The 22,412-nt window shown below is 68.2% G+C and carries 17 protein-coding genes and 1 pseudogene; 12 read left to right on the top strand and 6 right to left on the bottom strand.

The window, feature by feature from the left end; genetic code table 11:
• Positions 1 to 6 precede the first annotated feature (6 nt).
• Genes IU450_RS25555 through IU450_RS25590 form a run of 8 tightly spaced genes read left to right on the top strand, consistent with a single transcriptional unit; the run spans position 7 to position 9,350 of the window.
• Entirely contained in the window at positions 7 to 1,962 is a 1,956-nt protein-coding gene (locus tag IU450_RS25555; protein WP_195152289.1) for an AMP-binding protein, read from the top strand.
• A gap of 2 nt (positions 1,963 to 1,964) precedes the next feature.
• Entirely contained in the window at positions 1,965 to 3,134 is a 1,170-nt protein-coding gene (locus IU450_RS25560; RefSeq protein WP_195152290.1) for an acyl-CoA dehydrogenase family protein, read from the top strand.
• A gap of 14 nt (positions 3,135 to 3,148) precedes the next feature.
• Positions 3,149 to 4,303, top strand: coding sequence for a CaiB/BaiF CoA transferase family protein (locus tag IU450_RS25565; RefSeq protein WP_195152291.1), 1,155 nt, complete (start codon positions 3,149 to 3,151; stop codon positions 4,301 to 4,303).
• 11 nt (positions 4,304 to 4,314) lie between these two features.
• Positions 4,315 to 5,106: an enoyl-CoA hydratase/isomerase family protein gene (locus tag IU450_RS25570; protein WP_195152437.1), complete on the top strand. Its 792-nt coding sequence runs from the start codon at positions 4,315 to 4,317 to the stop codon at positions 5,104 to 5,106.
• Positions 5,103 to 6,278, top strand: coding sequence for a CaiB/BaiF CoA transferase family protein (locus IU450_RS25575; RefSeq protein ID WP_195152292.1), 1,176 nt, complete (start codon positions 5,103 to 5,105; stop codon positions 6,276 to 6,278). Before IU450_RS25570 ends, IU450_RS25575 begins: the two co-directional genes overlap by 4 nt.
• Positions 6,278 to 6,934: a GntR family transcriptional regulator gene (locus tag IU450_RS25580; protein ID WP_195152293.1), complete on the top strand. Its 657-nt coding sequence runs from the start codon at positions 6,278 to 6,280 to the stop codon at positions 6,932 to 6,934. The genes IU450_RS25575 and IU450_RS25580 overlap by 1 nt, the downstream gene beginning before the upstream one ends.
• A 36-nt stretch (positions 6,935 to 6,970) precedes the next feature.
• Positions 6,971 to 8,119 (top strand): acyl-CoA dehydrogenase family protein, encoded by a 1,149-nt coding sequence (locus IU450_RS25585; RefSeq protein ID WP_195152294.1) that lies wholly within the window; start codon positions 6,971 to 6,973, stop codon positions 8,117 to 8,119.
• 13 nt (positions 8,120 to 8,132) lie between these two features.
• Complete coding sequence (locus IU450_RS25590; protein WP_228835108.1) at positions 8,133 to 9,350, top strand: acetyl-CoA C-acetyltransferase; 1,218 nt, start codon at positions 8,133 to 8,135, stop codon at positions 9,348 to 9,350.
• Positions 9,351 to 9,509: 159 nt separating this feature from the next.
• Here IU450_RS25590 and IU450_RS25595 read toward each other — a convergent pair whose 3' ends face one another.
• Complete coding sequence (locus tag IU450_RS25595; RefSeq protein WP_195152295.1) at positions 9,510 to 10,907, bottom strand: MmgE/PrpD family protein; 1,398 nt, start codon at positions 10,905 to 10,907, stop codon at positions 9,510 to 9,512.
• 23 nt (positions 10,908 to 10,930) lie between these two features.
• Positions 10,931 to 12,412: an aldehyde dehydrogenase gene (locus IU450_RS25600; RefSeq protein ID WP_195152296.1), complete on the bottom strand. Its 1,482-nt coding sequence runs from the start codon at positions 12,410 to 12,412 to the stop codon at positions 10,931 to 10,933.
• A 276-nt stretch (positions 12,413 to 12,688) separates the two neighbouring features.
• On the opposite strand from IU450_RS25600, the gene IU450_RS25605 reads away from it, so the two are divergent.
• Positions 12,689 to 13,861, top strand: a complete 1,173-nt coding sequence (locus IU450_RS25605) for a CaiB/BaiF CoA transferase family protein (RefSeq protein WP_195152297.1) — start codon at positions 12,689 to 12,691, stop codon at positions 13,859 to 13,861.
• Between the two features lie 58 nt (positions 13,862 to 13,919).
• Positions 13,920 to 14,177: pseudogene (locus IU450_RS40030) on the top strand (nitroreductase family protein); the annotation flags it as partial.
• 155 nt (positions 14,178 to 14,332) lie between these two features.
• Here the strand turns inward: IU450_RS40030 and IU450_RS25615 are convergent.
• Together IU450_RS25615 and IU450_RS25620 are read right to left on the bottom strand one after the other, a co-directional pair.
• Positions 14,333 to 15,547 (bottom strand): CoA transferase, encoded by a 1,215-nt coding sequence (locus tag IU450_RS25615; protein ID WP_195152298.1) that lies wholly within the window; start codon positions 15,545 to 15,547, stop codon positions 14,333 to 14,335.
• Positions 15,548 to 15,708: 161 nt separating this feature from the next.
• The gene (locus tag IU450_RS25620) at positions 15,709 to 16,587 is read right to left on the bottom strand and encodes a helix-turn-helix transcriptional regulator (RefSeq protein WP_195152299.1); all 879 of its coding nucleotides are present in this window, start codon (positions 16,585 to 16,587) and stop codon (positions 15,709 to 15,711) included.
• A gap of 196 nt (positions 16,588 to 16,783) precedes the next feature.
• On the opposite strand from IU450_RS25620, the gene IU450_RS25625 reads away from it, so the two are divergent.
• Positions 16,784 to 18,385 carry a sigma-54-dependent Fis family transcriptional regulator gene (locus IU450_RS25625; protein ID WP_195152300.1) on the top strand — a complete coding sequence of 534 codons (1,602 nt, stop codon included), beginning with the start codon at positions 16,784 to 16,786 and terminating at the stop codon, positions 18,383 to 18,385.
• Between the two features lie 157 nt (positions 18,386 to 18,542).
• Here IU450_RS25625 and IU450_RS25630 read toward each other — a convergent pair whose 3' ends face one another.
• Both IU450_RS25630 and IU450_RS25635 read right to left on the bottom strand, forming a co-directional pair.
• Positions 18,543 to 19,976 carry an MmgE/PrpD family protein gene (locus IU450_RS25630; RefSeq protein ID WP_195152301.1) on the bottom strand — a complete coding sequence of 478 codons (1,434 nt, stop codon included), beginning with the start codon at positions 19,974 to 19,976 and terminating at the stop codon, positions 18,543 to 18,545.
• Positions 19,977 to 20,080: 104 nt separating this feature from the next.
• Positions 20,081 to 21,124 carry a helix-turn-helix transcriptional regulator gene (locus IU450_RS25635; protein ID WP_195152302.1) on the bottom strand — a complete coding sequence of 348 codons (1,044 nt, stop codon included), beginning with the start codon at positions 21,122 to 21,124 and terminating at the stop codon, positions 20,081 to 20,083.
• Positions 21,125 to 21,379: 255 nt separating this feature from the next.
• Here IU450_RS25635 and IU450_RS25640 point away from each other — a divergent pair, with 255 nt between their 5' ends.
• Positions 21,380 to 22,399, top strand: a complete 1,020-nt coding sequence (locus IU450_RS25640) for an ABC transporter permease (protein ID WP_195152303.1) — start codon at positions 21,380 to 21,382, stop codon at positions 22,397 to 22,399.
• Positions 22,400 to 22,412: the final 13 nt, after the last annotated feature.

Below are 22,412 nucleotides of genomic sequence, written 5' to 3' on the forward strand. Positions count from 1 at the left end.
CACGTCATGGTGGACGTTCAGCCTGCCGAGCAGCCGGCCTGGGTGCCCGATGCACAGATCCGTGAGCGCAGCCGCCTGCTCGCGGCGATGCGCGCCTGGGGATTCGGTGACGACGCCGCGGCGGTCGCCGAGCTCAACGAGCGAGCCATCGCCGAGCCCGAATGGTTCTGGCGGGCCGCGACGACCGACCTGGGCGTGGACTTCTCGGTCCCGTTCGACCGCGTCCTCGACGACTCGGCCGGAAAACCGTTCCCCCGGTGGTTCACCGGCGGTGGCGTCAACATCGCGCGGCTGGCCGCGCACCGGCACGCGCGAGGCCCCGCCGCCGATCGGCTCGCGGTGGTCTACGAGGGTGACGAGGGCGAGCGGCGCACGCTGACCTTCGCCGAACTCGACGCGCAGGTGCGGCGTTTCGCCGCCAACCTCACCCAGCTGGGTGTGCGGAGCGGTGACCGGGTGGTGCTGTTCATGCCGGTGGTGCCCGAGGCCGCGGTGGCCTTCCTCGCGATCGCGATGATCGGGGCCGTGTCGGTGCCCACCTTCAGCGGCTACGCACCGGACGCGCTCGCCACCCGCCTGCAGGATTCCGAAGCGGTGCTGCTGGTGACCGCCGACGGGACGACGCGGCGCGGTAAGCGGGTCGAGCTGAAGGCGACCGCCGACGCGGCGCTGGAGTCGGCGCCCACCGTGGCCAAGGTCGTGGTCATCCGGCAGCTGGGCACCGAGGTGCCGATGCGCGAGGGCCGCGACGTGTACTACGACGAGCTCGACGCCGATCCGGCCCCGGTGCCGACCGCCGATACCGAGTCCAACGACCCGCTGACCATCGTCTACACCTCGGGCACCACCGGTCGCCCCAAGGGCATCGTGCATTCCCACGGTGGTTTCGCGGTGAAGACGGCGGTCGACTTCGGTTATGGCTTCGACGTGCACGAGGGCGATGTCGTCTCCTGGATCACCGACCTCGGCTGGCTCGTCGGCCCCATGCTGATGACCGGTCCGCTGCAGTTGGGCGCGACGATCGTGATGATCGAGGGTCTGCCGACGCACCCCACCGCGCACCGGATGTGGGAGATCATCGAACGCAACGGTGTCACCGTCGCCGGTATCGCGCCCACCGCGGCGCGTGCGCTGAAGGCGGCGGGTGTGGCCGTCACCCACGCGATGCCGAGCCTGCGCACCTTCGTGTCCACCGGCGAGGCCTGGGACGAACCCACCTGGTGGTGGCTGTTCCAGGAGGTAGGCGGCGGTACCCGGCCCATCGTCAACTACAGCGGCGGCACCGAGGTCGGCGGCGGCCTGCTCATCGGGTACCCGTTCCTGCCCGCCGCCCCGGCCGCCTTCACCGGCGCACTGCCCGGCGTGGACGCCGCGGTGTTCGGTGAGGACGGCAACCCGGTCGTCGGTGAGATAGGGGAACTGGTGGTATGCAACACCTTCCCCGGTATGACACATGCCTTCTGGCAGGATCGCGAACGCTATCTCGAGACCTACTGGAACCAGTGGGACGGTGTGTGGGTGCACGGTGACCTGGCCAGCATCGACGACCAGGGCATGTGGCGCATCCACGGCCGGTCCGACGACACCATCAAACTGTCGGGTCGCCGGGTCGGTCCCGCGGAGATCGAGGCGGCGCTGCTGCGCGACAACCGGATCGCCGAGGTCGCCGTGATCGGCGTGCCCGACGAACTGCGCGGCCAGCGAGCGGTCGCTTTCGCAGTGCTGCGGTCCACCGGTGAGACACCGGAAGACCTGCAGGACACCGCGATCGGCAATGCGGGACGCTCGTTCGCCCCCTCGGTCGTCGTCGTGGAGAGCCTGCCCAAGACCAAGAACGGAAAAATCATGCGCCGGGCCATTCGGTCCCGGTATCTCGGGGCACCGACCGGAGACATGTCCTCCCTCGACCCAGCCACCCCACTCGAAGCGATCCCCGTGTCCGCGGGCGACGAACAGGAGTAGCAATGACTGCCGCTACAGCGACCGACGACAACGTCGAAGTCGTCCGACAGGCCACGCGCGAGCTCGCGCGCAAGTTCGACAACAACTACTGGCTCGACAAGGACAACAAGCACGAATACCCCTGGGACTTCGTGAAAGCCTTCGCCGCGGGCGGCTGGCTGGGCGCGATGATCCCCGAGGAGTACGGCGGCATCGGCCTGGGCCTGAAAGAGGCCGCGGTCATGCTCGGCGAGATCTCGGCCTCCGGCGCCGGGATGAGCGGTGGTTCGGCGATCCACTTCTATGTCTTCCCGCCTGCCCCGGTCGTGAAGTACGGCTCGGAGGCGATGAAGCGCGAGTACCTGCCCAAGCTGGCCTCCGGTGAGATGTTGATGGCCTTCGGCGTCACCGAACCCACTGCGGGCGTGGACACTTCGCGCATCAAGACCAAGGCGACCAAGGTCGACGGCGGCTGGGTGATCAACGGGCAGAAGGTGTTCATCACCAACGCCCAGAACGCGCACAAGATTCTGCTGCTGGCTCGTACCTCGCCGCGGCGGGAGGACAAGCCGCTGTGGGGCATGTCGCTGTTCCTCGCCGACATGGACCGCTCCAAGATCACCGTGCGCGAGATCGACAAGCTGGGCCGTGCCGCGATCGACACCAACGAACTGTTCATCGACAACCTCGAGGTGTCCGACGACCGGCTCGTCGGTGAGGTCGACAAGGGTTTCTACTACCTGCTCGACGGCCTGAACCCCGAGCGCATCGTGGTCGGCATGGAAGGCGTGGGCCTGGGTCGCGCCGCGCTCGAGATCGGCGCCGAATACGCCAAGAACCGCGTGGTGTTCGACCGTCCGATCGGTCAGAACCAGGCCGTGGCGCATCCGCTGGCCGATTCGTGGATCCGCCTGGAAGCCGCCGAGGGCATGATCATGCGGGCCGCGGAACTGTTCGACGCGGGTCTGCCGTGTGGTCCCGAGGCGGCCGCGGCCAAGTACCTCGGTGCTGAAGCCGGTTTCGAGGCGTGTGATCGTGCGTTCTCCACACTCGGCGGGTACGCCTACGCGAAGGAGTACCACATCGAGCGGCTGTGGCGGGAGGTGCGTCTGCTGCGAAATGCGCCGTTCTCCCAGGAGATGGTGCGCAACTACATCTCCCAGCAGGTGCTCGGCCTACCGCGTTCCTACTAGAAGGGGAAATACCGATGACGGGACCGTTGGCGGGTGTGCGTGTCGTCGTGCTGGCAGGCATGGGGCCGGTGCCCTATGTGTCGATGCTGCTGGCCGACATGGGCGCCGACGTCGTCCGGGTGGTGCGGCCACCGCACCGTTCGGCGCGTGAGTTGAGCCAGACCGTCGGCCTGACCGAGGAGACCGATGTGGTCAACCGCGGTGTCGGGTCGGTGGCGGTGGATCTGAAGGACCCGGAAGGGCGCGAAGCCGTTCTACGCCTTGCTGATTCGGCCGATGTGTTCATCGAGGGCTATCGCCCCGGTGTCACCGAGCGGCTGGGGCTGGGCCCCGAGGTGGCCACCGCACGCAACCCGAGACTGGTCTACGTCCGGCTCACCGGATACGGCCAGACCGGTCCCCGCGCCAAGGACGCCGGACACGACATCAACTACGTCGCCCAGTCCGGCGCCCTGCACGCCCTCGCCTCCGAAGGCGGGGCGCCGCGACCGCCGATCAACCTGCTCGGTGACTACGCCGGTGGCGGGGCGATCGGCGCGTTCGGCATCGCCTGCGCGCTGGTGGAGGCCGCGCGCACCGGCCGCGGTCAGGTCATCGACGCGGCGATGGTCGACGGTGTCGCCGTGTTGACGGCCAAATTGCACGGCTTGCGCGCCGCCGGGCTGTACTCCGACGAACCGGGAACCAACTTCCTCGACTCCGGTGCGCCGTTCTACGACACCTACCGGTGCGCCGATGGCCGGTATCTGGCGGTCGGCGCGCTCGAACCCGACTTCTACCGTGAGTTCTCGAGCCGGCTCGGTGTCGACACCACCGGCTGGCCGGGCCAGGACGACCGCGAACAGTGGCCGAGACTGCGCGAACTCATCGCCGACGCGGTGTCGAAGCGGACCCGCGACGAGTGGTGGCAGATTTATCAGGGCACCGATGCCTGTGTGTCCCCGGTGCTCACCTTCGACGAAGCCGCCGAAGACCCGCACAACGTGGAACGCGGAGTATTCCACCGTGTTTCGGGAGTGCTGCACCCGGCGCCCGCGCCGCGCTTCGACCGGACGCCGGCCCGCACCCCGTCGTGCCCGCCCACCGGTCTCGGCGACCTCGACGACATTCTGGCGCGGTGGGCGACCGCCGCCCCCACCGGCGCCGACGCGGTGTCGATCAGCGAATGAAAGGACAACAAGTGCCCGGTTACGAGGAGTTCTCGTCGTTGACGATCGACCGCCCAGCCGACGGCGTGCTGCGGATCGTGCTCGACGGACCGAACCTGAATTCGGTCGGCGCCGAGGCACATCGGCACCTCGCCGACATCTGGCCGGTGATCGCTCTCGACGAATCGGTGCGAGCAGTCGTCATCCGCGGCGCGGGGGAGCGGGCCTTCTCTGCCGGGGGCAGCTTCGACCTGGTCGAGGCCATGATCGGTGACTACACCTCCCGGACCAGGGTGATGCGGGAGGCGCGGGACCTGGTGCGCAACATCATCGAGGTTCCCCAGCCGATCATCTCCGCGATCAACGGCCCCGCCGCCGGCGCGGGTCTGGTGGCGGCGCTGCTCGCCGACATCTCGGTGGCGGGCCGGCGCGCCAAGATCGTCGACGGACACGTGCGCCTCGGCGTGGCGGCGGGCGATCACGCCGCGATCTGCTGGCCGCTGCTCACCTCGATGGCCAAGGCCAAGTACCACCTGCTGACCAACGAGGTGCTCACCGGCGAGGAGGCCGAACGCATCGGCATGGTGTCGCTGTGCGTCGACGACGACCAGGTCCAGGACCGTGCCATGGAGATCGCGCAGAAGCTGGCCGCCGGCTCGCGGGCCGGCATCCAGGGCACCAAGATGGCGCTCAACGGCTGGTACCGGCAGGCCATGCCGATCTTCGACGCCTCACTGGGCCTCGAGTTCTATCACTTCGGTGGCCCCGATGTCGTCGAGGGCGTCGGCTCACACCGCGAGAAGCGGGAGCCCGAGTTCTCATGAGCACCGAACCCAAGCGTGCTCCGCTGGCCGGGGTGACCGTGATCGGCCTCGAACAGGCCATCGCCGCCCCGCTGTGCACCCGCCACCTCGCCGACCTCGGCGCGCGGGTGATCAAGGTCGAGCAGCCCGGATACGGCGACTCCACCAGGCATTACGACACGGTGGTCGGTGGCCTGTCGGCGCATTTCACCTGGCTCAACCACGGCAAGGAATCGGCGGCGCTCGACCTGCGCGCCGCCGATGACCTGGCGGTCCTCGAAGGGATGCTGACCGAGGCCGATGTGCTGGTCAGCAATCTCGGCCCTGGCGCGCTGGACCGGCTCGGTCTGGGTGTCGACGAGTTGACGCGCCGGTTTCCCCGGCTGATCATCGTCGACATCTCCGGCTACGGCCGTGGCGGTCCGCTCGACCACAAACGCGCCTACGACCTGCTGATCCAGGCCGAGGCGGGTTCGTGCGCGATCACCGGTATTCCCGGACATCCGGCCAAGCCCGGTGTCCCGGTGGCCGACATCGGCACCGCGCTGTACTCGTACTCGGCGGTGCTGGCCGCGCTCTACGACCGTGAGCGCACGGGACGCGGCGCGGTCGTGCCGGTCGCGATGCTCGATGTGGTGTCGGAGATGATGGGCTTCGCGCTCAACCAGGTGCTGCACGCGGGCACGGAGCCGGTGCCGGTCGGTATGGGTTCGCCGATGATCGCGCCGTACGGCGCGTATCCGACCTCCGACGGGCAGACGGCGGTCCTCGGCACTACCAGCGACCGGGAGTGGCGGCGGATGGCCGCGCTCATGGGCTGCCCCGAACTGGCCGAGGATCCGCGTTACCTGCACAACGACGACCGGGTCGCGCGCCGCGGTGAGGTCGACGCGATTGTCGGACAGTGGTGCGCCACAAGAACTCTCGTGGAGATCCAGGACGCCGCCGACAAGGCGGGTATCGGCAACGCGCGGCTCAACGGCGTGCGCGAGCTCGCCGAGCATCCCCAGCTGCGGGAACGCGGCCGGTGGCGCGAGATCGGGACTCCGGCCGGACCCGTACCGGCCTTGCTGCCGCCGGGTACGGCACGGGACTGGCCGGTGACCAACGGTTCGGTGCCCGCGCTCGGCGCCCATACCGACGCGATCCGGGCCGAATTCGCGCCACGGGGCGCCCAGCCGAGCGAGACCTGATGGACCTGCCGCGCGTCACCCCGCCGACCAGCCTGAAAACCACCGCCGTGCAAGAGATCCGGCGGCGGATCTTCGCGGGTGAGCTGCGTCCCGGCGACAAGATCGACCAGGACGAGATCGCGGATTCGCTGGGAATCAGCAAGCTGCCGGTGCGCGAGGCGCTGATCGCCCTCGAACTGGAGAGCATCGTCGACATGCCGCCCCGGCGTGGGGCGTTCGTCGCCCCGATGACGCGCGACGACGTGCGCGATCACTACTGGTTGCTCGGCGTGGTCTCGGGGCTGGCCGCCGCCCGCGCGGCCACCCGGATCCCCGCGTCCTCGCTCGACGCGCTCGGCCGGATCCTGGACCGGATGACCACGGCGTCGAGCCGTGACCGTGAAACGCTGAACTTCGAGTTCCATCGAATGATCAACCGCGCGAGCGGGTCCCGGCGTCTGCTCACCGAACTCAAAGTGCTCGGCAGCGCGGGCCCGCACGGTTTCTACGAGACTCACGACGACTGGTCCGAGACCGCCGACCGCGATCACCGCGAGATCCTGACGGCCCTGCTGGCCCGGGATGTGGCCACGGCTCGCGCCGTCACCGAGGAGCACTTCCTGCACGGTGGTGCCCGGGCGGTGCACATGCTGGAATCCCGCGGCTTCTGGCAATGATATAATATTTTATGCGTGAACTAGGGAAGGGTAGGCATGAGCCTCACAGCGGATGAGCAGCAGATGGTCGATCTGGTCGCCGACTTCGTCGATCAGCGGGTCAAGAACCGCGTGCGCGAGTTCGAGGAAGACGACATCTACCCCGAGGAGTTCATCGAGGAGATGAAGAAGCTCGGCTTCTTCGGTCTGCTCGCGCCCGCCGAATTCGGTGGGGTCGACGTGAGTACCGCCTGTTTCGCCGGGGTCACCGAACAACTCGCGCGCGGCTGGATGAGCTTGGCGGGCGCCATCGGCGGCCACTCGGTGATCACCTACCTGATCAAGACCTTCGGCACGCCCGAGCAGAAGTCGAAGTATCTGCCGAAGATGGCCGAGGGCGCGATCCGGGCCACGATGGCACTCACCGAGCCCGCCGGCGGCAGCGACCTGCAGGCCATGCGCACCGTCGCCGTGCGCGACGGCGACCAGTGGTCCATCAGCGGTTCCAAGACCTGGATCTCCAACGCCGCGCACTCGGGCCTGATCGGTCTGTTGTGTCTCACCGACCGTGACGCCAAGCCCGCCCACAAGGGCATGAGCGTGATCCTGGTCGAACCCGGTGACGGGATGGTCATCTCCAAGAAGCTGCCCAAGCTCGGCTACCGAGGTGTGGAGGCCTGCGAGCTGGTCTTCGACGGCCGCAAGGTCGGCGACGACGCCATCCTGGGCGGCGTGCCGAATCTGGGGTGGAGCCACATGATGCGCGGCCTCGAGGTCGGGCGCATCCAGGTCGCCTCGCGTGCGCTCGGTGTCGGCCAGGCCGCACTCGACGCCGCCGTGCGCTACGCGCAGGAACGCGAGTCCTTCGGCAAGCCGATCTGGAAGCACCAATCCGTCGGTAACCTGCTGGCCGACATGGCGACCAAGCAGCGCGCCGCCCGCCTGCTGACCCTCGACGCCGCCCAGAAGCTGGACGCGGGGGAGCGTGCCGACATGGAGGCGGGCATGGCCAAGCTGTTCGCCTCCGAGACCGCGATGCAGATCGCGCTCGACGCGATCCGCGTGCACGGTGGCTACGGCTACTCCAAGGAATACGACGTGGAGCGTTACTTCCGTGACGCGCCGCTGATGATCGTCGGTGAGGGCACCAACGAGATCCAGCGCAATGTCATTGCCGCACAGCTCATCGCGCGCAACGCGATCTGATCGGAGTCAGCGAATGTCAACACTGCGCCGGGCGGCGATCGTCGCACCCACCCGCACCCCCGTCGGCACCTTCGGCGGTTCCCTGCGTGACGTGCCGGTCGAGGACCTGGGCGCCACCGTGGTGAACGCGGTGATCGAGCGCTCCGGGGTCGACCCCGAACGCATCGATGATGTCGTGTTCGCCCAGTCCTACGCCAACTCCGAGGTGCCGTGCGTCGGTCGCTGGCTGGCGCTGCACGCCGGACTGCCGATCTCCGTGCCCGGCATGCAGCTCGACCGGCGCTGCGGCGGTGGTCTGCAGGCCCTGGCCACCTCGGCGATGATGGTGCAGACCGGTGCCGCCGATGTGGTGCTGGCCGGCGGGGTCGAGTCGATGAGCCGCATCGAGTACTACTCGACCAGTACTCGCTGGGGTGCCCGCGCGGGCACTGTGCAGCTGTTCGACCGGCTCGATCGCGGCCGCGAACGCTCCCAGCCGGTGGCCAGGTTCGGCAAGATCTCCGGGATGATCGAGACCGCCGAAAACCTTGCGCGGGACTACGGTCTGATGCGGGAGGAGGCCGACTCCTTCGCCGCGCGCAGTCACCAGAAGGCGGCCGCCGCCTGGGCGGAAGGGCGCTTCGCCGACGAGGTGGTTCCGGTGACCGTGCCGCAGCGCAAGGGCGATCCGGTGGTCTTCGCCGCCGACGAGGGGATCCGCCCGGAATCCACGCCTCAGACCCTGTCGAAGCTGCGCACGATCATGCCCGACGGCACCGTCACCGCGGGCAACTCGAGCCAGCAGAACGACGCCGCCGCGGGGCTGCTCATCGTCGCCGAGGACCAACTCGGCGCGCTCGGCCTCGAACCGATCGGCTACCTGACCGGCTGGGCGGCCGCGGGCTGCGAACCCTCCCGGATGGGTATCGGCCCGGTTCCCGCAGTCGCGAAACTCGCCGCGCGCCAGGGCACCGATACCGTCTCGCTGCTCGATTCGATGGATCTCGTCGAGGTCAACGAGGCGTTCGCGGTCCAGGTCCTGGCGGTCCTGGAAGGCTGGGGCTGGCGCGATCACGACCGGCTCAATGTCAACGGGTCCGGCATCTCGCTCGGCCACCCCATCGGCGCCACGGGCGTGCGCATGGTCACCACCTTGTTGCACGAACTGCGCCGCCGTGGCGGCGGCCGAGGCCTTGCCACGATGTGCATCGGTGGCGGTCAAGGTATGGCTGCCACCTTCGAGACCGCCTGATCATCGTTCAGGCACCGATTGTGCCCCGGCGAACCGAACAGGCCCGCCGGGGCGCAGTCATTCCGGAGCGATGAGAACGAACGTCTCTACCTGCTGCTGAACATCGAAAAGCCTGGTCGTACCTTGTGAATACCAGGCCCGACCAGGCTTTCGATCCGATCAGACGCGCAGGAGCGCGGCGAACTCCGTGACCGGGGTGGCGGGGTCGCCGTCGTTGATCGCCGTCAGCAGTGCCTCGCTGCGTTCGGCGCCCAGATCGGCGACGGTGAGGTCACGGAACTTGGCATCCAGGTCCGCCTGCGTCATCTGGTTCTCCGCGGTGCCACGTGGGTTGTCGACGAAGACGTGCTCGGTGGAGCCGTCGCGGTAGGTGACGGTGATGTCGGCGATCCAGCGCCCCGGGTATTCGGCGTCGAGCTCGGTGTCGACCTCGATCTTCACCCGCCGCGCCATCTCGGCGACCTCGCTGCCCTCGCTGAGGTCCAGGCGCCCGGCCATGTGGTCGTGGTGGGCGCGGAAACCGTTGCCGCGGCCGAGGATCGCCAACGCGAACTGGAACGGCAGGCTGTACTGCAGGTGCTCGATGGTCTGCGGTGCGTAGGCGTTGGCGTTCTGATTGCCGATGATCACGTCACCGCCGGACTGGATACCGAGCCGAATGGACTCGACCTCGGCCGCCCGCGCGGTCAGCTGCTGGGCGCCGTCGATATAGGCGTGGTTGATACCGCAGCAGCAGTACGGCTTGATCCACACGCGGGTGATCTCGAAAGAGTCTGTCGGGGAGAACAATTCGGCGGCGTCCTCCTCGGCGACCGGGCGGCCGACGAAGGTGCGGTAGAAGCCCTTGCCGCCGCTGAGGAACGTGGTCGGGCCGGTGATGCCGGCCGCCGCCATCTCCGCGGCGCGAATACCGTTGCGGGTACCGATCCCCGAATGCAGCCGTTTCACCGAGCCGCCCGTGGATGTGTACTCGGTGGTGCCCGAGCTGTGGCTCATCGCGATCGACAGCGCGTGCACGGTGCGCTCGGCGTCGAACCCGCGCATCTTCGCGACCACGGCTGCGGCGCCGAACGCCGACAACACACCATGCGGATGGAAACCGCGCTCGAGCAACTGCGGCGCGGCCAGGATGCCGATCCTGGTGTAGACCTCGTACCCCGCGACGATGCCAGTGATGACCTGCGCCATCGAGGCACCGAGTTCCTCGCCGACGGCGACGGCCGCCGAGACCACCGCGCTGCCGGGGTGGCTGGAGCTGGAGCGGTGGGCGTCGTCGTACTCGAAACCGTGCCCGTAGGTCGCATTGACGAAAGCGGCGTCGGCGGCGCTCATTTCGTCACCTGACGCGGTGACGTGGGCGGAACCGGGGGCGTGCGAGGCCTGGGTCAGCTCGAGCACCGCCCGGCTCCACGGCAGCGACGCGCAGCCGATCTGCACGGCCAGCTGGTCTTGCATCAACCGACGGGCGCCGGCCAGCGCCTCGGCCGGGATCGTGTCGTACTCGAGGTCGGTGACCAGCCGTGCGACGGCGGCTTCCAAGGGGGGAAGGGAAGGCATGGAGAACCTTTCGGAAGTGGGGGTCAGGCCAACGTGTCGAGCAGGGGCTGCGGCAGGCCGTAGGACTTGCATTCGATGTAGGCGTCGAAACCCTCGAGCCCGGCTTCGCGGCCGATGCCACTGTTCTTGAAGCCACCGAGCGGAGCGAAGAAACCGGCGGGGGTGCCGTTGAGTTCGACGGTGCCGGTGCGGATGTGGCGAGCTACCGCCAGTGCGTGCGCGGGATCGGCGGCGAAGACCGAACCGTTGAGGCCGTAGTCGGAGTTGTTGGCGATATCGATCGCCTCGGCTTCGGTGTCGAAGGTGTGCACGGTCAGTACCGGACCGAACACCTCCTCCTGCGCGATCCGCGCGTCGGGGTCGACGTCGGCGAAGATCGTCGGCTCGACGTACCAGCCGCGGTCCAGGCCCTCGGGCCTGCCACCGCCGACGAGCACCTGGGTGCCCTCGGACCGGGCCTGCGCGATGTAGCCCTCCACTCGTTCCCGCTGCGCGCTGGTCACCAGCGGACCGACCTCGGTCGCCGGATCGAACGGGTCACCGACCGGCATCGATCCCACCATGTCGCGCAACCGGTCGTAGAGCTCGTCGCGCAGCGAACGGGCCACCACGATGCGGGTCTTGTTGCTGCACACCTGACCGGTGTTGCGCAGCGACAGCGCCCGGATCACCGGCACCACGGCATCGAGGTCGGCGTCGTCGAGCAGCACCGCGGCCGACTTCCCGCCGAGTTCGAGGGTGACCCGGCGCAGGTCCTGCCCGCAGATGGCGGCGATCCGGCGGCCCGCGGCCGTCGAGCCGGTGAACGAGACCTTGTCGACGCCGGGATGGCGCACCAGGTGTTCACTGACCTCGCGCCCCGCGACGACGATGTTCACCACGCCGTCGGGCAGACCGGCCTGCTCGAAGATCTCGGCGAGCAGATACGCCGACATCGCGGTCTCCGGCGAGGGCTTGAGCACAGCGGTGCACCCGGCCAGCAGTGCGGGCGCCAGTTTGATGATGGCGATTTGCAGCGGCGCGTTCCACGGCACCACTGCGGCCACGACCCCGACTGGCTCACGGGTGACGAGTGCGTTGCCGGTGACCGAGCGGCGGATATCGGACCACTGGTATTGCGGGGCGAGTTCGAGGAAGGCGTCGAGCAACATGCGGGTGCCCATCGACTGCATCCGTGTCGACAGCGTGATCGGACACCCCATCTCGGCGCTGATCAGCCGCGCGACCTCGTCCTGCCGGTCCGCGAGGATCTCGCTCACGCGGGTGAGCGCCGCGATCCGTTCCGCGAGCTCCATCCGGGGCCACGGGCCACGGTCGAAGGCGGCGCGAGCGGCGGCGACAGCGGCGTCGATATCGGCCTCACTGCCCTCGGCGACGCGGGCGAGGGGTTGTTCGGTGGCGGGGGAGACGACCTCGAACGTGCGCTGCGTTGCCGGATTCACCCACCCGCCGCCGATGAACAGCTTGTCGAACTGTCCCTGCCACAACTCTGTCTGAACACTCATGGGTAGACCTATCGTCCTCGTCGGCGATTGTGTCCGGGTGGGAATTCCTGGTCAGCGGTAGTTTCACGCGCAGCGCCTTTCGCGGCCATGTGACCCGGCTCATGTAAAGTATATGATATAACTTAGCGCACAGGCCAGGGCTGCTGTGCTCGCCGCCACTGCGCCTATTCTGTCGGTTGCTGTCGTGCGCCGATCGACCTTCGCCGGATGTGACCCATGGCACCGCGATGCGGAGATAATATATAATATGAGCACGTGATCAGAGGGAGACAGGCTATGCAGCACAGGCCGCTCGACGGAATTCGGATCTTGGAGATCGGGGGCTACATCTCGCTCCCGTTCGCCACCTCGATGTTGTGCGCCCTCGGTGCCGAAGTCGTGAAGGTGGAGCGCCCCATCGTGGGCGAGGACTTCCGCCGTCACCAGAACGACGCCAGCCCGTACTTCCGTCAGTACAACACCGGCAAGCGCAGCCTGGCCGTCGACCTCAAGCAGCCCGAGGGCATCGCCCTGGTGAAGGCGCTGATCCCGCGCTTCGACGTGGTGCTCGAGAACATGCGCCCCGGCAAGGTGGCCGCGATGGGCCTGGGCCCGGAGGTCTGCCGCGAACTGCGCCCCGACATCGTCTACGGCTCGGTCACCGGCTTCGGCGCGGGCGGCCCGCTGGCCGGCCGGCCGGCCTACGACACCATCGGGCAAGCGTTCGGTGGCCTGTACTCCCTGCTCGGCGACGAGGGCCATCCCCAGCTCACCGGCGGCCTGAGCGCCGACCTGGTCACCGGGCTGAGCACCGCTGCGGGCGTGCTCGCCGCGCTGGTCGGCCGGTACCGCACCGGTGAACCCCAGCACGTGGAGACCTCCATCATGGAAGCGGTCAGCGTGCTTGTCACCGACGGGATCACCCAGGCCTTCGAACTCGGTGCCGACCCGACTCGGCGTAGCAGGCATCCGCAGGCGCAGAACTTCTGTGCACCGACCGCCTCGGGGGAGTACATCGCCGTGCACTTGTCTTCATCGCAGAAGTTCTGGCAGGCGCTGTGCCGGGCGATGGACCGCGGCGACCTCGCTGTCGACCCGCGCTTCGCGGAATACCGGCCCCGTGAGGCGAACTATTTCGAGCTCGTCGAGATCGTCGAGGCCGAATTCGAACAGCGCTCGTTCGCGGAGTGGGAGAAGCGGCTCACTGCCGAGGACGTGCCCTTCGCGCCGGTGCTGTCGATGACCGGTTACGTCGAGCACGAACAGGTCGGATGGCTGCGCATGATCGAGCCCCAGGACGACGGGCTCGCGCTGCTGCGTCCGCCGTGGCGCTTCGCCGGCGAGCGGCCCGAGCGCCCCGGTGTCGCTCCGCGAGTGGGTGCGGACACCCGCGCTGTCGCCGGTGAGGTGTACCCGGCCGAGAAGGTCGACGAACTCGTGGCCGCGGGCGTGCTCTCGGTGGACGGCTGACTGCGGCCGGGCTGCGCGCAACGGAACACGCTGTGGAAGAAGACACGGCTGCCGACCAGGGTGTGTACGGGCCGTGGACTGCGGCCTCTACCTCGGCACCTTTCTGCTCGCCGCGACGAGCCTGGGTATCGCCACGATTCCGCAGGCCGCGCCGGCTGGCCGCTCGGCCTTCGTCCGGGAGTGCTTCGACCTCCCCGAGGACCGAAAGATTTTGGCGGGCATCTCGTTCGGCTACCCGGACGTCGATCATCCCGCCAACAGTTATCGCACCACGCGCGCGCCGGTGGACGAGGTCGTGACCTGGCGTAGCGAATAGTTCTCCGCTTCGCGCCGATCAGTGAGGGGTGGCGCGAACGCAGGGGTCGGTTCCGGTCGGCGTCGCTGGTCCACACGACTCGGGCCGGTGCGCGAAGACACTGTCGTCTTCGCGCACCGGCCCGACTGTTGTACGTAAATGTCAGGGCAGCAACGCTATTCGGCGGTCCCGAGGACGCCTGCGGAACGCAACTCCCCGAGTTCGCTGTCGCTGAGACCGAGGACTTCGGCGAAGACCTGTTCGGTATCGGCGCCTAGGGCGGCGGCCGGGCGCACCGGTCCGTACTCGCTGTCCTCGCGGATCGGGCTGTGCGCCGAGATGACCGGTCCGATACCGGGCTGGTCGAGTTCGGTCAGCACACGGCTGCCCACGCCCGCCTCGAAATCGGCCACCACCTCACTCATCCGGCGGTAGCGGCTCCACAGCACGCCCGCCTCGGTGAGCGCCGCGCCCACCGCGTCGAGGGACCGGCCGGCGAACCAGGGACGCATCACCGCGGCGATGGTCTCGCGATGGATGTACCGGTGCGCCTCGTCGGCGAAGTCCACACCGAGGGTCTGTTCGAGCGAGGCGATCACCTTCGCCGTGCCGGTCGCCGTGCACAACGCCTGCCACTGACGCGGCGTGAGCGCGACCACCATGACGCGCCCCTCGTCGGCGGTGACGAAGTCGGCCCCGAACGAGCCGTACATGTAGTTGCCGTGGCGCGGGCGGTCACCGCGTTCCCGAACCTCGCTGAGCCACCCCAGATTCGCGACACCGGCCAAGGCGACATCGGCCAGCGCGATCTGCAGATGCGCGCCCTCGCCGGACCGTTCCCGACGGTGCAGGGCCGCGAGCAGCGCGGTGGTCGCGGTCATACCCGCGACCAGATCCCACGCGGGCAGCACATGATTCACCGGGGTACGCGAATCGGCGGGCCCGGTGAGATCGGTGACGCCGACCTCGGTGTTGACGGTGTAGTCCACCGCGGGACCGCCGCCGGCCCGACCACCGATGTGCACCTTGATCACATCGGCGCGGCGGTCCGCGAGCGCCTCGTAGGAGAACCACGGCCGCCCGACCGCGTTGTCGACGACGATCCCCGCGTCCTTGCCGGGCGCGGTCGCCAGCGCCAGCACCAGTTCCCGGCCCTGCTCGCTACGCACGTCCACCGCGATCGACTGCTTGCCCCGGTTGAGCGAATTCCAGTACAGGCTTTCGCCGTTGCGCTGAGCGACCGGCCACCGGCGATAGTCGGGCCCGCCGCCGAGCGGGTCGACCCGGATGACCTGCGCGCCGAGCTGGGCGAGGGTCATACCCGCCGACGGTCCCGCCACGAAACTGGCGAACTCGACGACGCGCAGGCCCGCCAGCGGCTGCCCGCTCACCCGTGCCCCACCGGGGAAACGTCGACCAGGCCTGGAATCGGCATCGCACTACTCCTTCGTCCGCGGCGGACCGCTCCTCGTACTACTGGAAATATAATATATGTCAATTGGGCAAGGTCGGAGTGCCTGCACCACTATTGGCTCGAGTGGGGCCGTGGGGATCAGTTCGGGTGGTCCGCCGCGTCCCGTTCGGGGACCGGTGCCGACCACGAGGTGAGAATGCGCAGCTTCTCGTGGGAGGTCGTGCCCGGCTCAGCCGACCAGAGGACCAGCTGCTGTTCCGAATCGCCCGACGAGCTGAAAGTGTCCCAATTCAGCGTCATCTCGCCGACATCCGGGTGATGGAGCGTCTTGGAGCCGAACTCCTGCCGGGCCACGTTCCGTGCCGCCCACCACTGGCAGAACTGTTCGTCGGCGATGGACAGTTCTCCGACGAGCGCGGTGAGCTGGGGGTCGGTCGGATTGGCCGCGGCGTTCATACGAAGGATGGCGACGCACGTGCGCGCGACGCTTTCCCAGTCGTCGTACAGCGTGCGCATCGCCGGATCGGTGAAGACCATCCGCACATAGTTGCGCTGCCGGGGTGTCATCTGACCGAAGTCGGTGATCAAGGCTGCCGCGAGGTGGTTCCAGGCGAGGATGTCGAGATAGCGCCCGAACACCAGGGCCGGTGTCTCGGTGAGCTGGTCGAGCAGACGCTGCAGCTGGGGGCGCACGGATTTCTGGCCTCGCTTGGCCGGGCGGCGATCGGAGCGCCGGACCAGGTTCTCGGCGTAGTCGCGCTGGGCGTCGTCCAGGCGTAGGACCCGTACCAGGGCGTCCAGAACCGGCTCCGACGGTGCGAGACGGCCCTGCTCGATCCTGGTGTAGTAGTCGTGGCTGATCGCGGCCAGGTCCGCCACCTCCTCGCGGCGCAGACCTGCCACCCGGCGCGCGACGGCGCTGTGCACGCTCAAGCCCACGTCCTCGGGACTGAGCTCGGCACGCCGTGCTTTCAGGAATCCGCCCAGCTCGCGAAGGTGGGGCGCTCTCTCGGTCATATCTCCACGGTATGCCCGTCGGTGTGGCCGTGCCTGGGACAAATTCTTCCCACGCCGACCGGAAAATCGTCGGCATCGCAGCAAAGGCCGAGGAGCCAAGCAGATATTGTGTATAAAATATGAGTGTGCTCGGTCACAGAGGACCGGGCGTCGACCGCATGTTCAGGCGGCCGGGACAAGGTGGTGTTGAGTATCCATGACTGTATTGCAGGCTTACCGGGATTCGACTCGACCGGACATCGAGTCGGCGTGGGCCCGATCGCGGCTCAACGGCATCCGTGAAGACGCGATGCCGCCGTTCGACCTCGCGAGCAGAAACGCCGACAGCTTCCTCGCGCGAGCGGCGAGCCCGGTCCTGCGCCGGGTCGCGAGTGAGCTCGAAGGCACGCCGGTGGCGCTGGTGCTCGCCGATCAGGCCGGCCGGGTGGTCGACATCCACGGCGCCGCCCGATCGATCCGCCGAGCGGTGTCCGATATCGGCATCGTGCCGGGTGTCGAACTCGGTGAAGACCGCATCGGCACCAACGCGCTCGGCACCCCGCTGGAAACCCGGCGCAGCCTGCTCGTGCGCGCCGACGAGCACTACCTGGCACTGTTTCGCGGATTCACCTGCTACGGGCATCCGATCTTTCATCCGGTGACCCGCCGCCTCGAAGGTGTGCTGGGGATCGGCGCCAAAACCAGCGCGGACCACCGGTTGTCGGCGCTGCTGGCCCGCCGCATGGTCCGCGACATCGAAGAACGGCTCCAGCGTGATTCCCCCCGTGCGCAGAGCAGGTTGATGAGCGCCTTCCAGGCTGCCTCGAGCCGCCGGGGCCGGGCCGTTGTCGTCATCGGCGACGGACTGGTCCTCGCCACCCCCGCCGCGGTCGACCTGCTCGAACCGGCCGACCATGCCGCGTTGCGCGCCTGCGCCGAAGCCGTGCCCGTCGGCGGTCAGGACAGCCAGGAACTCGTCCTGACCTCCGGCCGTGCGGTGCGTTTGGTCTGCCGGTCGATCGACGGAGCCGACGGGGTGCTCGTCGACATCACCCAGGAGTCCGGTGTTCGACGTGCCAGGGTGGCCTCGGACCGGATGCCGCTGTGGCCGCTGCTCGTGGTCGGCGAGGCGGGGACCGGCCGAACCGCCGAGGCGCTTGGCTCGGTCGGCCCCGCGGCCCGCACACTCGACGCGACCGACATCGTGCTCATCGGTGACAGCGCGTGGGCCGCCCAGCTCGGCGAGACGCTCGCGGGCGACGGGCCCCCGGTGATCATCGAGAACATCCAGCTGCTCTCCGAGCAGCTCACCGCGCTGCTCGCGCAGCGATTGCGGGAAACCACCCGCGAAATCGTGCTCACATCCACGCCTGGCGAACACCTCGATGCCGTACACGCTCCGCTGCCTGCGCTGTGTAACGACCGCAGGGAATTGGTCCCCCTGCGTAGGCGCAGGCACGAGGTCCCGGGGCTGGCGCAGCAGATGCTGACCGAGGTCACGGGCCACACCGGCACCCGGTTCACCGCCGAGACGATGCGAGTACTCGCGTCTCAACCGTGGCGGGGCAACCTGGCTGAGCTGCGCCGGGTCGTGGAAGTGGTGGCGAGTGCCAGATCGGCCGGCGACATCATCCCCACCGATCTGCCTGCCTCGCACCGCGGTGGTCAGGTGCCCGGCTCACCGATCCGCGAGGCCGAGCGGGAGGTCATCATGGCGGCCCTCGAAGCCGCCGGTGGCAACAAGCTGCAGGCCGCGCGTGCGCTCGGCGTCAGCCGCTCCACCCTCTACAACCGCATAAGGGCATTGCGTATCGCGTGAAAGCTGTACCGGGCGTGGCATGTCCAGATAGTTGGACATGCCACGCCCGGTGCTCTGTCTACCGTCGATGTCACCGGTCGCGGCCGACCGGACCGGGATGCGAAAGCCCCGCGCGCGTAGGGGACGAGCGGGGCTTTTCGTAGGGCGGGTGGAATCCTCAGGCCTGCGTGCTGTTCGGCGCGAGTAGACGCATCACGGTGCCGAAATCGTCGACCTTGTCCACCCCGAGCACGGTCTCGACGACCTGATCGATCCTGTTCTCGGACAGTACTTCCCGCGCGTTGATTCGGAACTTGGCGACCAGTTCGTCGGTGGTCATCCTCGTGGTCGGGTCGGGGGAAGGGCTGCCCTTGGGGTAGGTGCGCTCCGCGACGAAGGTGGTCCCCCGGGCGTCGACCTCGACCTTGGTCGGGCGCGCGGAGGGATGTGCCGTCAGCGCCTTGAAGTAGTTCGGGTGCGGTGCGAAGGTGACCTTGTCCATCAGGCCGAGTACCGAGTCGCTGAACACGAGTTCCGGTGCGTGCCACGCCCTGCTCGGGGTCACCCGGTGTGCGCCGACCGACAGGCCGTGGGCGATGTCGAACTGCGCGTCGTGGGTCTTCTCGATGACCCGGCTCTGCCACAGCGGGTGCATCACCGCGGCCTCGCCCCAGCAGCGGATGGCGTCGATCTCCGCGGGGCGGATGTCGTTGGTCTCGAGGATCTCGGTGAGGGCGTGCAGGGGCGCGTGCAGGATGCGGCAGTGCGGGTAGGGCTTGTAGGACTGTTCGGCCAGGAAGCGCCATTCGGTGCCGAGCGCGTCGGTGAGGTTCTGCGGTTCCCACCGGCGGGTGCCGATGTACTTGCGGAAGCCGACCTCGGCGTCGTCGAGGATCTGCAGGTCACCGGTGTGGCCGAGTTCGGCCATGAAGACCGCGGTCAGGCTGGCCTGGGTCAGTGTGCCCGCGAGCAGATACTTGAGGGTGGAACTCGGGGCGTGCTCGATCCACGGCCGCATCGCGTTCACCGGGGCGGTGGCGGCGGCGATGCCCAGCGCGTTGGCCAGGGTCTCGGTGGATTGACCCGCGAGCTTGCCCGCGGCCGCGGTGCCACCGAAAACGGTGACGCTGTAGCCGATCACGGGGGACAGGTCCATCGAATCGTTCTGGACGTCGCGCAGGTAGTCCATCGACTTGTAGAAGCGGTAGGACATCTCGTGCGAGAGCGCGACGGCGGCGAGCACCTCGCGACCGGATCGGCCCCGGCTCTCGGCCATGGCCATCGTGGTCGGCAGGACGTAGGGCGAGACGTGGCCCGGTGGCAGCACGGCGTCGAAGTCCAGGGCGTTGATCAGTTCACCGTTGGCGAAGGAGGCGCCGAAGATCGACACCCGGTCGTCGGTGCCGATGATCGTGGCGTCGCCATCGGTGCCGCCGGTGAGCTTGCCGTACTGGATACCGATCTTGCCCTTGGGTTCCTCGACGGCGCCGAGCGCGCAGCCCATCGCGTCGAGCAGCAAGCGCTTGGCTTCGTCGACGGCCTCGGGAGGAAGGGTGTCGTAGTTCGCGCCGGTGGTGAACCGGGCCAGTTGCTCGATGATGGTGTCGGCCATGGACTGTCCTCTCACATGGGTGCGAGGACAGCGCACCTGCCCGCACCACTCATTGCACTATATATTATGTAAGTACTGTGAACGATTTCCGGCAACCCCGGATCTCACCGTGTGACGCTGCCGCGTAGCCAGTACGCGACAGCTTCCGCACGGTTCGCCGCGCCGAGTTTGCGCAGGATATGGGTGATGTGGGTCTTGACCGTGGCCTCGGAGATCGCCAGGTCGCGGGCGATCTGGCGGTTCGCTCGGCCCGCCGCCAGCAATTCGACGACCTCGAGTTCGCGCGACGAGAGCGCGGGGCCCTCCGGGTGGCAGGCGTCGGCGGGCGCGGAGCCCGTCAGTCGATCCAGTCCACTGCGCAGCGCGGTCACGCCGTCGAGCAGGCTCGCGCCCGCCAGTGCGTGGCCCAGGCCCGCGGCGAATACCGCGAGCATCGCCCGCGCCGTCGCATCGGCTTCGCGCCGCTGGAAGTAGTAGTCACCGTGCACCAGTCCGACGACCGCGCCGTTCAGGGTGAGCGGCGCGACGGCGTAGGAACTGCAGTGCGTCATCTCCACCAGCGGCCGGACGACGCGAGGATTGTGCTGAACATCGAAGACGAGCCCCGGCCGGGCCCGCTGCACGATGTCGCTCTCGACCAGATGGCCGTCGAGGGTCGGTGAGGACTCGCGTCCGGCCGCCAGAATCGCGTCGGCCCAGGGCTTGTCGTCGACGACGAACATGGTGTGCAGGTGCCACCGCTGTCCTTCGGTGGTCGACACGAGCGCGCGGTCGAAGCCCATCGCGCCCATCGCTTCCGCGGCCCGGCTCAGCAAGTCGTCGACACCGCGCGCGCCGTGTAATCGCGCGATCGCCTGCGCGGCCATCCGCAGGTGGGTGGCCGAACTCGCGGCGTCGGCCGCGGCCAGGCCGGCCTCGGCGGCGCGAATGCGGGCCAGTAGCGCGGTCGTTCGCTGGATGTCCGCGTGATCTGTGATGTCGGACAGTACCGCGATGGCCTCGTCCCACAGCTGCGCGAGCAGGCGCTTGGCCGACTCGGGGGAGTGGGTGCCGGGCGGCTGGATCCGGCGCCCGAGGATCTCCGACGCTTCGGTGGCGACGGCGATGAGCTCGGCCTCGACCGCGACGTCGCCGCTGGGTGTCCTCATGTCGATCGGCACGTGTCAACTCCAGTCCTCATACCACTTCCAAACAGAATATGCAATATATCGCGCGTTCGCACGGGGTGCATCCGAATCGTGTCCGAAACTCTGATGTCGCATCAGCCACTGGTCGCAGCCCTGTAGACCCTTCGGCTGATCACGGGTCGATCTTCTAGTGAGCACAACACCACATATTTAATATTTCGCTCAGTTTGCGAGAGTGACCTGAGTCTCAGAGGAGAAACCCATGCGGGGAGCATCATGACGACGTCCACCGCGGCGGCCACCACGCCCCGCCCCAGCCTGCGCCACCAGCTCGGTCGCTCAGAGCAGGCCTATTTCGTTCTCGGCATCACCGCCGTGCTGTGCGTCGTCGGTGCCGCGACGACGCCGGGATTCCTCACCGCCGGGAACTTCGCCAGCCTGTTGCGGTTGTCGGCGGCCTTCGGGATTCTGGCCGTCGGCGTCGCCCTGGTCATTCTGGGCAAAGGCATCGATCTGTCGATCGCCGGTGTCGCGCTCGGCTGCGCGCAGGCCACGCTCGCCCTGATGTCGAGTGGCATGCCCGAGTGGCAGGCGATCGCGATCGCCGCGGCGGTCGCACTGATCGTCGGGCTCGTCAACGGCGTGCTCGTGGCCTATGTCGAAGTGCCGTCGCTGTTCGTCACCCTGGCCACCGGTCTGCTCGTCATCGGTGGGGTGGACATGCTGCTGCTCGACAGCAACTACTACGCCCTGCCCGGCGGGTCATGGATCGCGGAGCTCAGCAATGGTTCGGTCCTCGGTGTGCCGCGACCGATCATCATCGCCGCCGCCGTCTTCGTACTGGCCTGGCTCTTCGTCACCTACACCTCGGCAGGCCGTTTGATCCGGGCGATGGGCGACAACTTCGCCACCGCCCGCGCCACCGGTGCCCCCGTCCGGCCGTTGCAGGTGCTCACCTATGTGATCTCCGCTCTGCTCGCCCTGCTCGCCGGGTACCTGACGGTGTCGATCCAGGGCAGCGTGCAGACCACCGCCACCTCGTTCGACCCGCTGCTGTTCACCGCGCTCACCGCGACTGTCATCGGTGGCATCTCGCTGGCCGGTGGCCGCGGCTCGATCCTCGGGGTGCTCGCCGGTTCGCTGTTCATCGGTGTGCTCAACAACCTGCTCGTGCTGCACGGCCTCACGTCCGCGGTGCAGGACCTGATCCGTGGCGGTGTGCTCATCGCGGCCATCGCGCTGGACTCATGGCTGCATCCGCGCGACGAGGAAACCGCCAAGAGCGGCGAACTGTAATGCCCTCGCCTCG

It is taken from the genome of Nocardia abscessus, from assembly GCF_015477775.1.
GTDB lineage: Bacteria > Actinomycetota > Actinomycetes > Mycobacteriales > Mycobacteriaceae > Nocardia > Nocardia abscessus_A.

Excerpts from the sequence above, each read along its gene's own strand:
- IU450_RS25555 (WP_195152289.1), top strand. The coding sequence starts at position 7 with ATGGTGGACGTTCAGCCTGCCGAGCAGCCGGCCTGGGTGCCCGATGCA.
- IU450_RS25560 (WP_195152290.1), top strand. The coding sequence starts at position 1,965 with ATGACTGCCGCTACAGCGACCGACGACAACGTCGAAGTCGTCCGACAG.
- IU450_RS25565 (WP_195152291.1), top strand. The coding sequence starts at position 3,149 with ATGACGGGACCGTTGGCGGGTGTGCGTGTCGTCGTGCTGGCAGGCATG.
- IU450_RS25575 (WP_195152292.1), top strand. The coding sequence starts at position 5,103 with ATGAGCACCGAACCCAAGCGTGCTCCGCTGGCCGGGGTGACCGTGATC.
- IU450_RS25580 (WP_195152293.1), top strand. The coding sequence starts at position 6,278 with ATGGACCTGCCGCGCGTCACCCCGCCGACCAGCCTGAAAACCACCGCC.
- IU450_RS25585 (WP_195152294.1), top strand. The coding sequence starts at position 6,971 with ATGAGCCTCACAGCGGATGAGCAGCAGATGGTCGATCTGGTCGCCGAC.
- IU450_RS25590 (WP_228835108.1), top strand. The coding sequence starts at position 8,133 with ATGTCAACACTGCGCCGGGCGGCGATCGTCGCACCCACCCGCACCCCC.
- IU450_RS25595 (WP_195152295.1), bottom strand. The coding sequence starts at position 10,907 with ATGCCTTCCCTTCCCCCCTTGGAAGCCGCCGTCGCACGGCTGGTCACC.
- IU450_RS25600 (WP_195152296.1), bottom strand. The coding sequence starts at position 12,412 with ATGAGTGTTCAGACAGAGTTGTGGCAGGGACAGTTCGACAAGCTGTTC.
- IU450_RS25605 (WP_195152297.1), top strand. The coding sequence starts at position 12,689 with ATGCAGCACAGGCCGCTCGACGGAATTCGGATCTTGGAGATCGGGGGC.
- IU450_RS25620 (WP_195152299.1), bottom strand. The coding sequence starts at position 16,587 with ATGACCGAGAGAGCGCCCCACCTTCGCGAGCTGGGCGGATTCCTGAAA.
- IU450_RS25625 (WP_195152300.1), top strand. The coding sequence starts at position 16,784 with ATGACTGTATTGCAGGCTTACCGGGATTCGACTCGACCGGACATCGAG.
- IU450_RS25630 (WP_195152301.1), bottom strand. The coding sequence starts at position 19,976 with ATGGCCGACACCATCATCGAGCAACTGGCCCGGTTCACCACCGGCGCG.
- IU450_RS25635 (WP_195152302.1), bottom strand. The coding sequence starts at position 21,124 with ATGAGGACACCCAGCGGCGACGTCGCGGTCGAGGCCGAGCTCATCGCC.
- IU450_RS25640 (WP_195152303.1), top strand. The coding sequence starts at position 21,380 with ATGACGACGTCCACCGCGGCGGCCACCACGCCCCGCCCCAGCCTGCGC.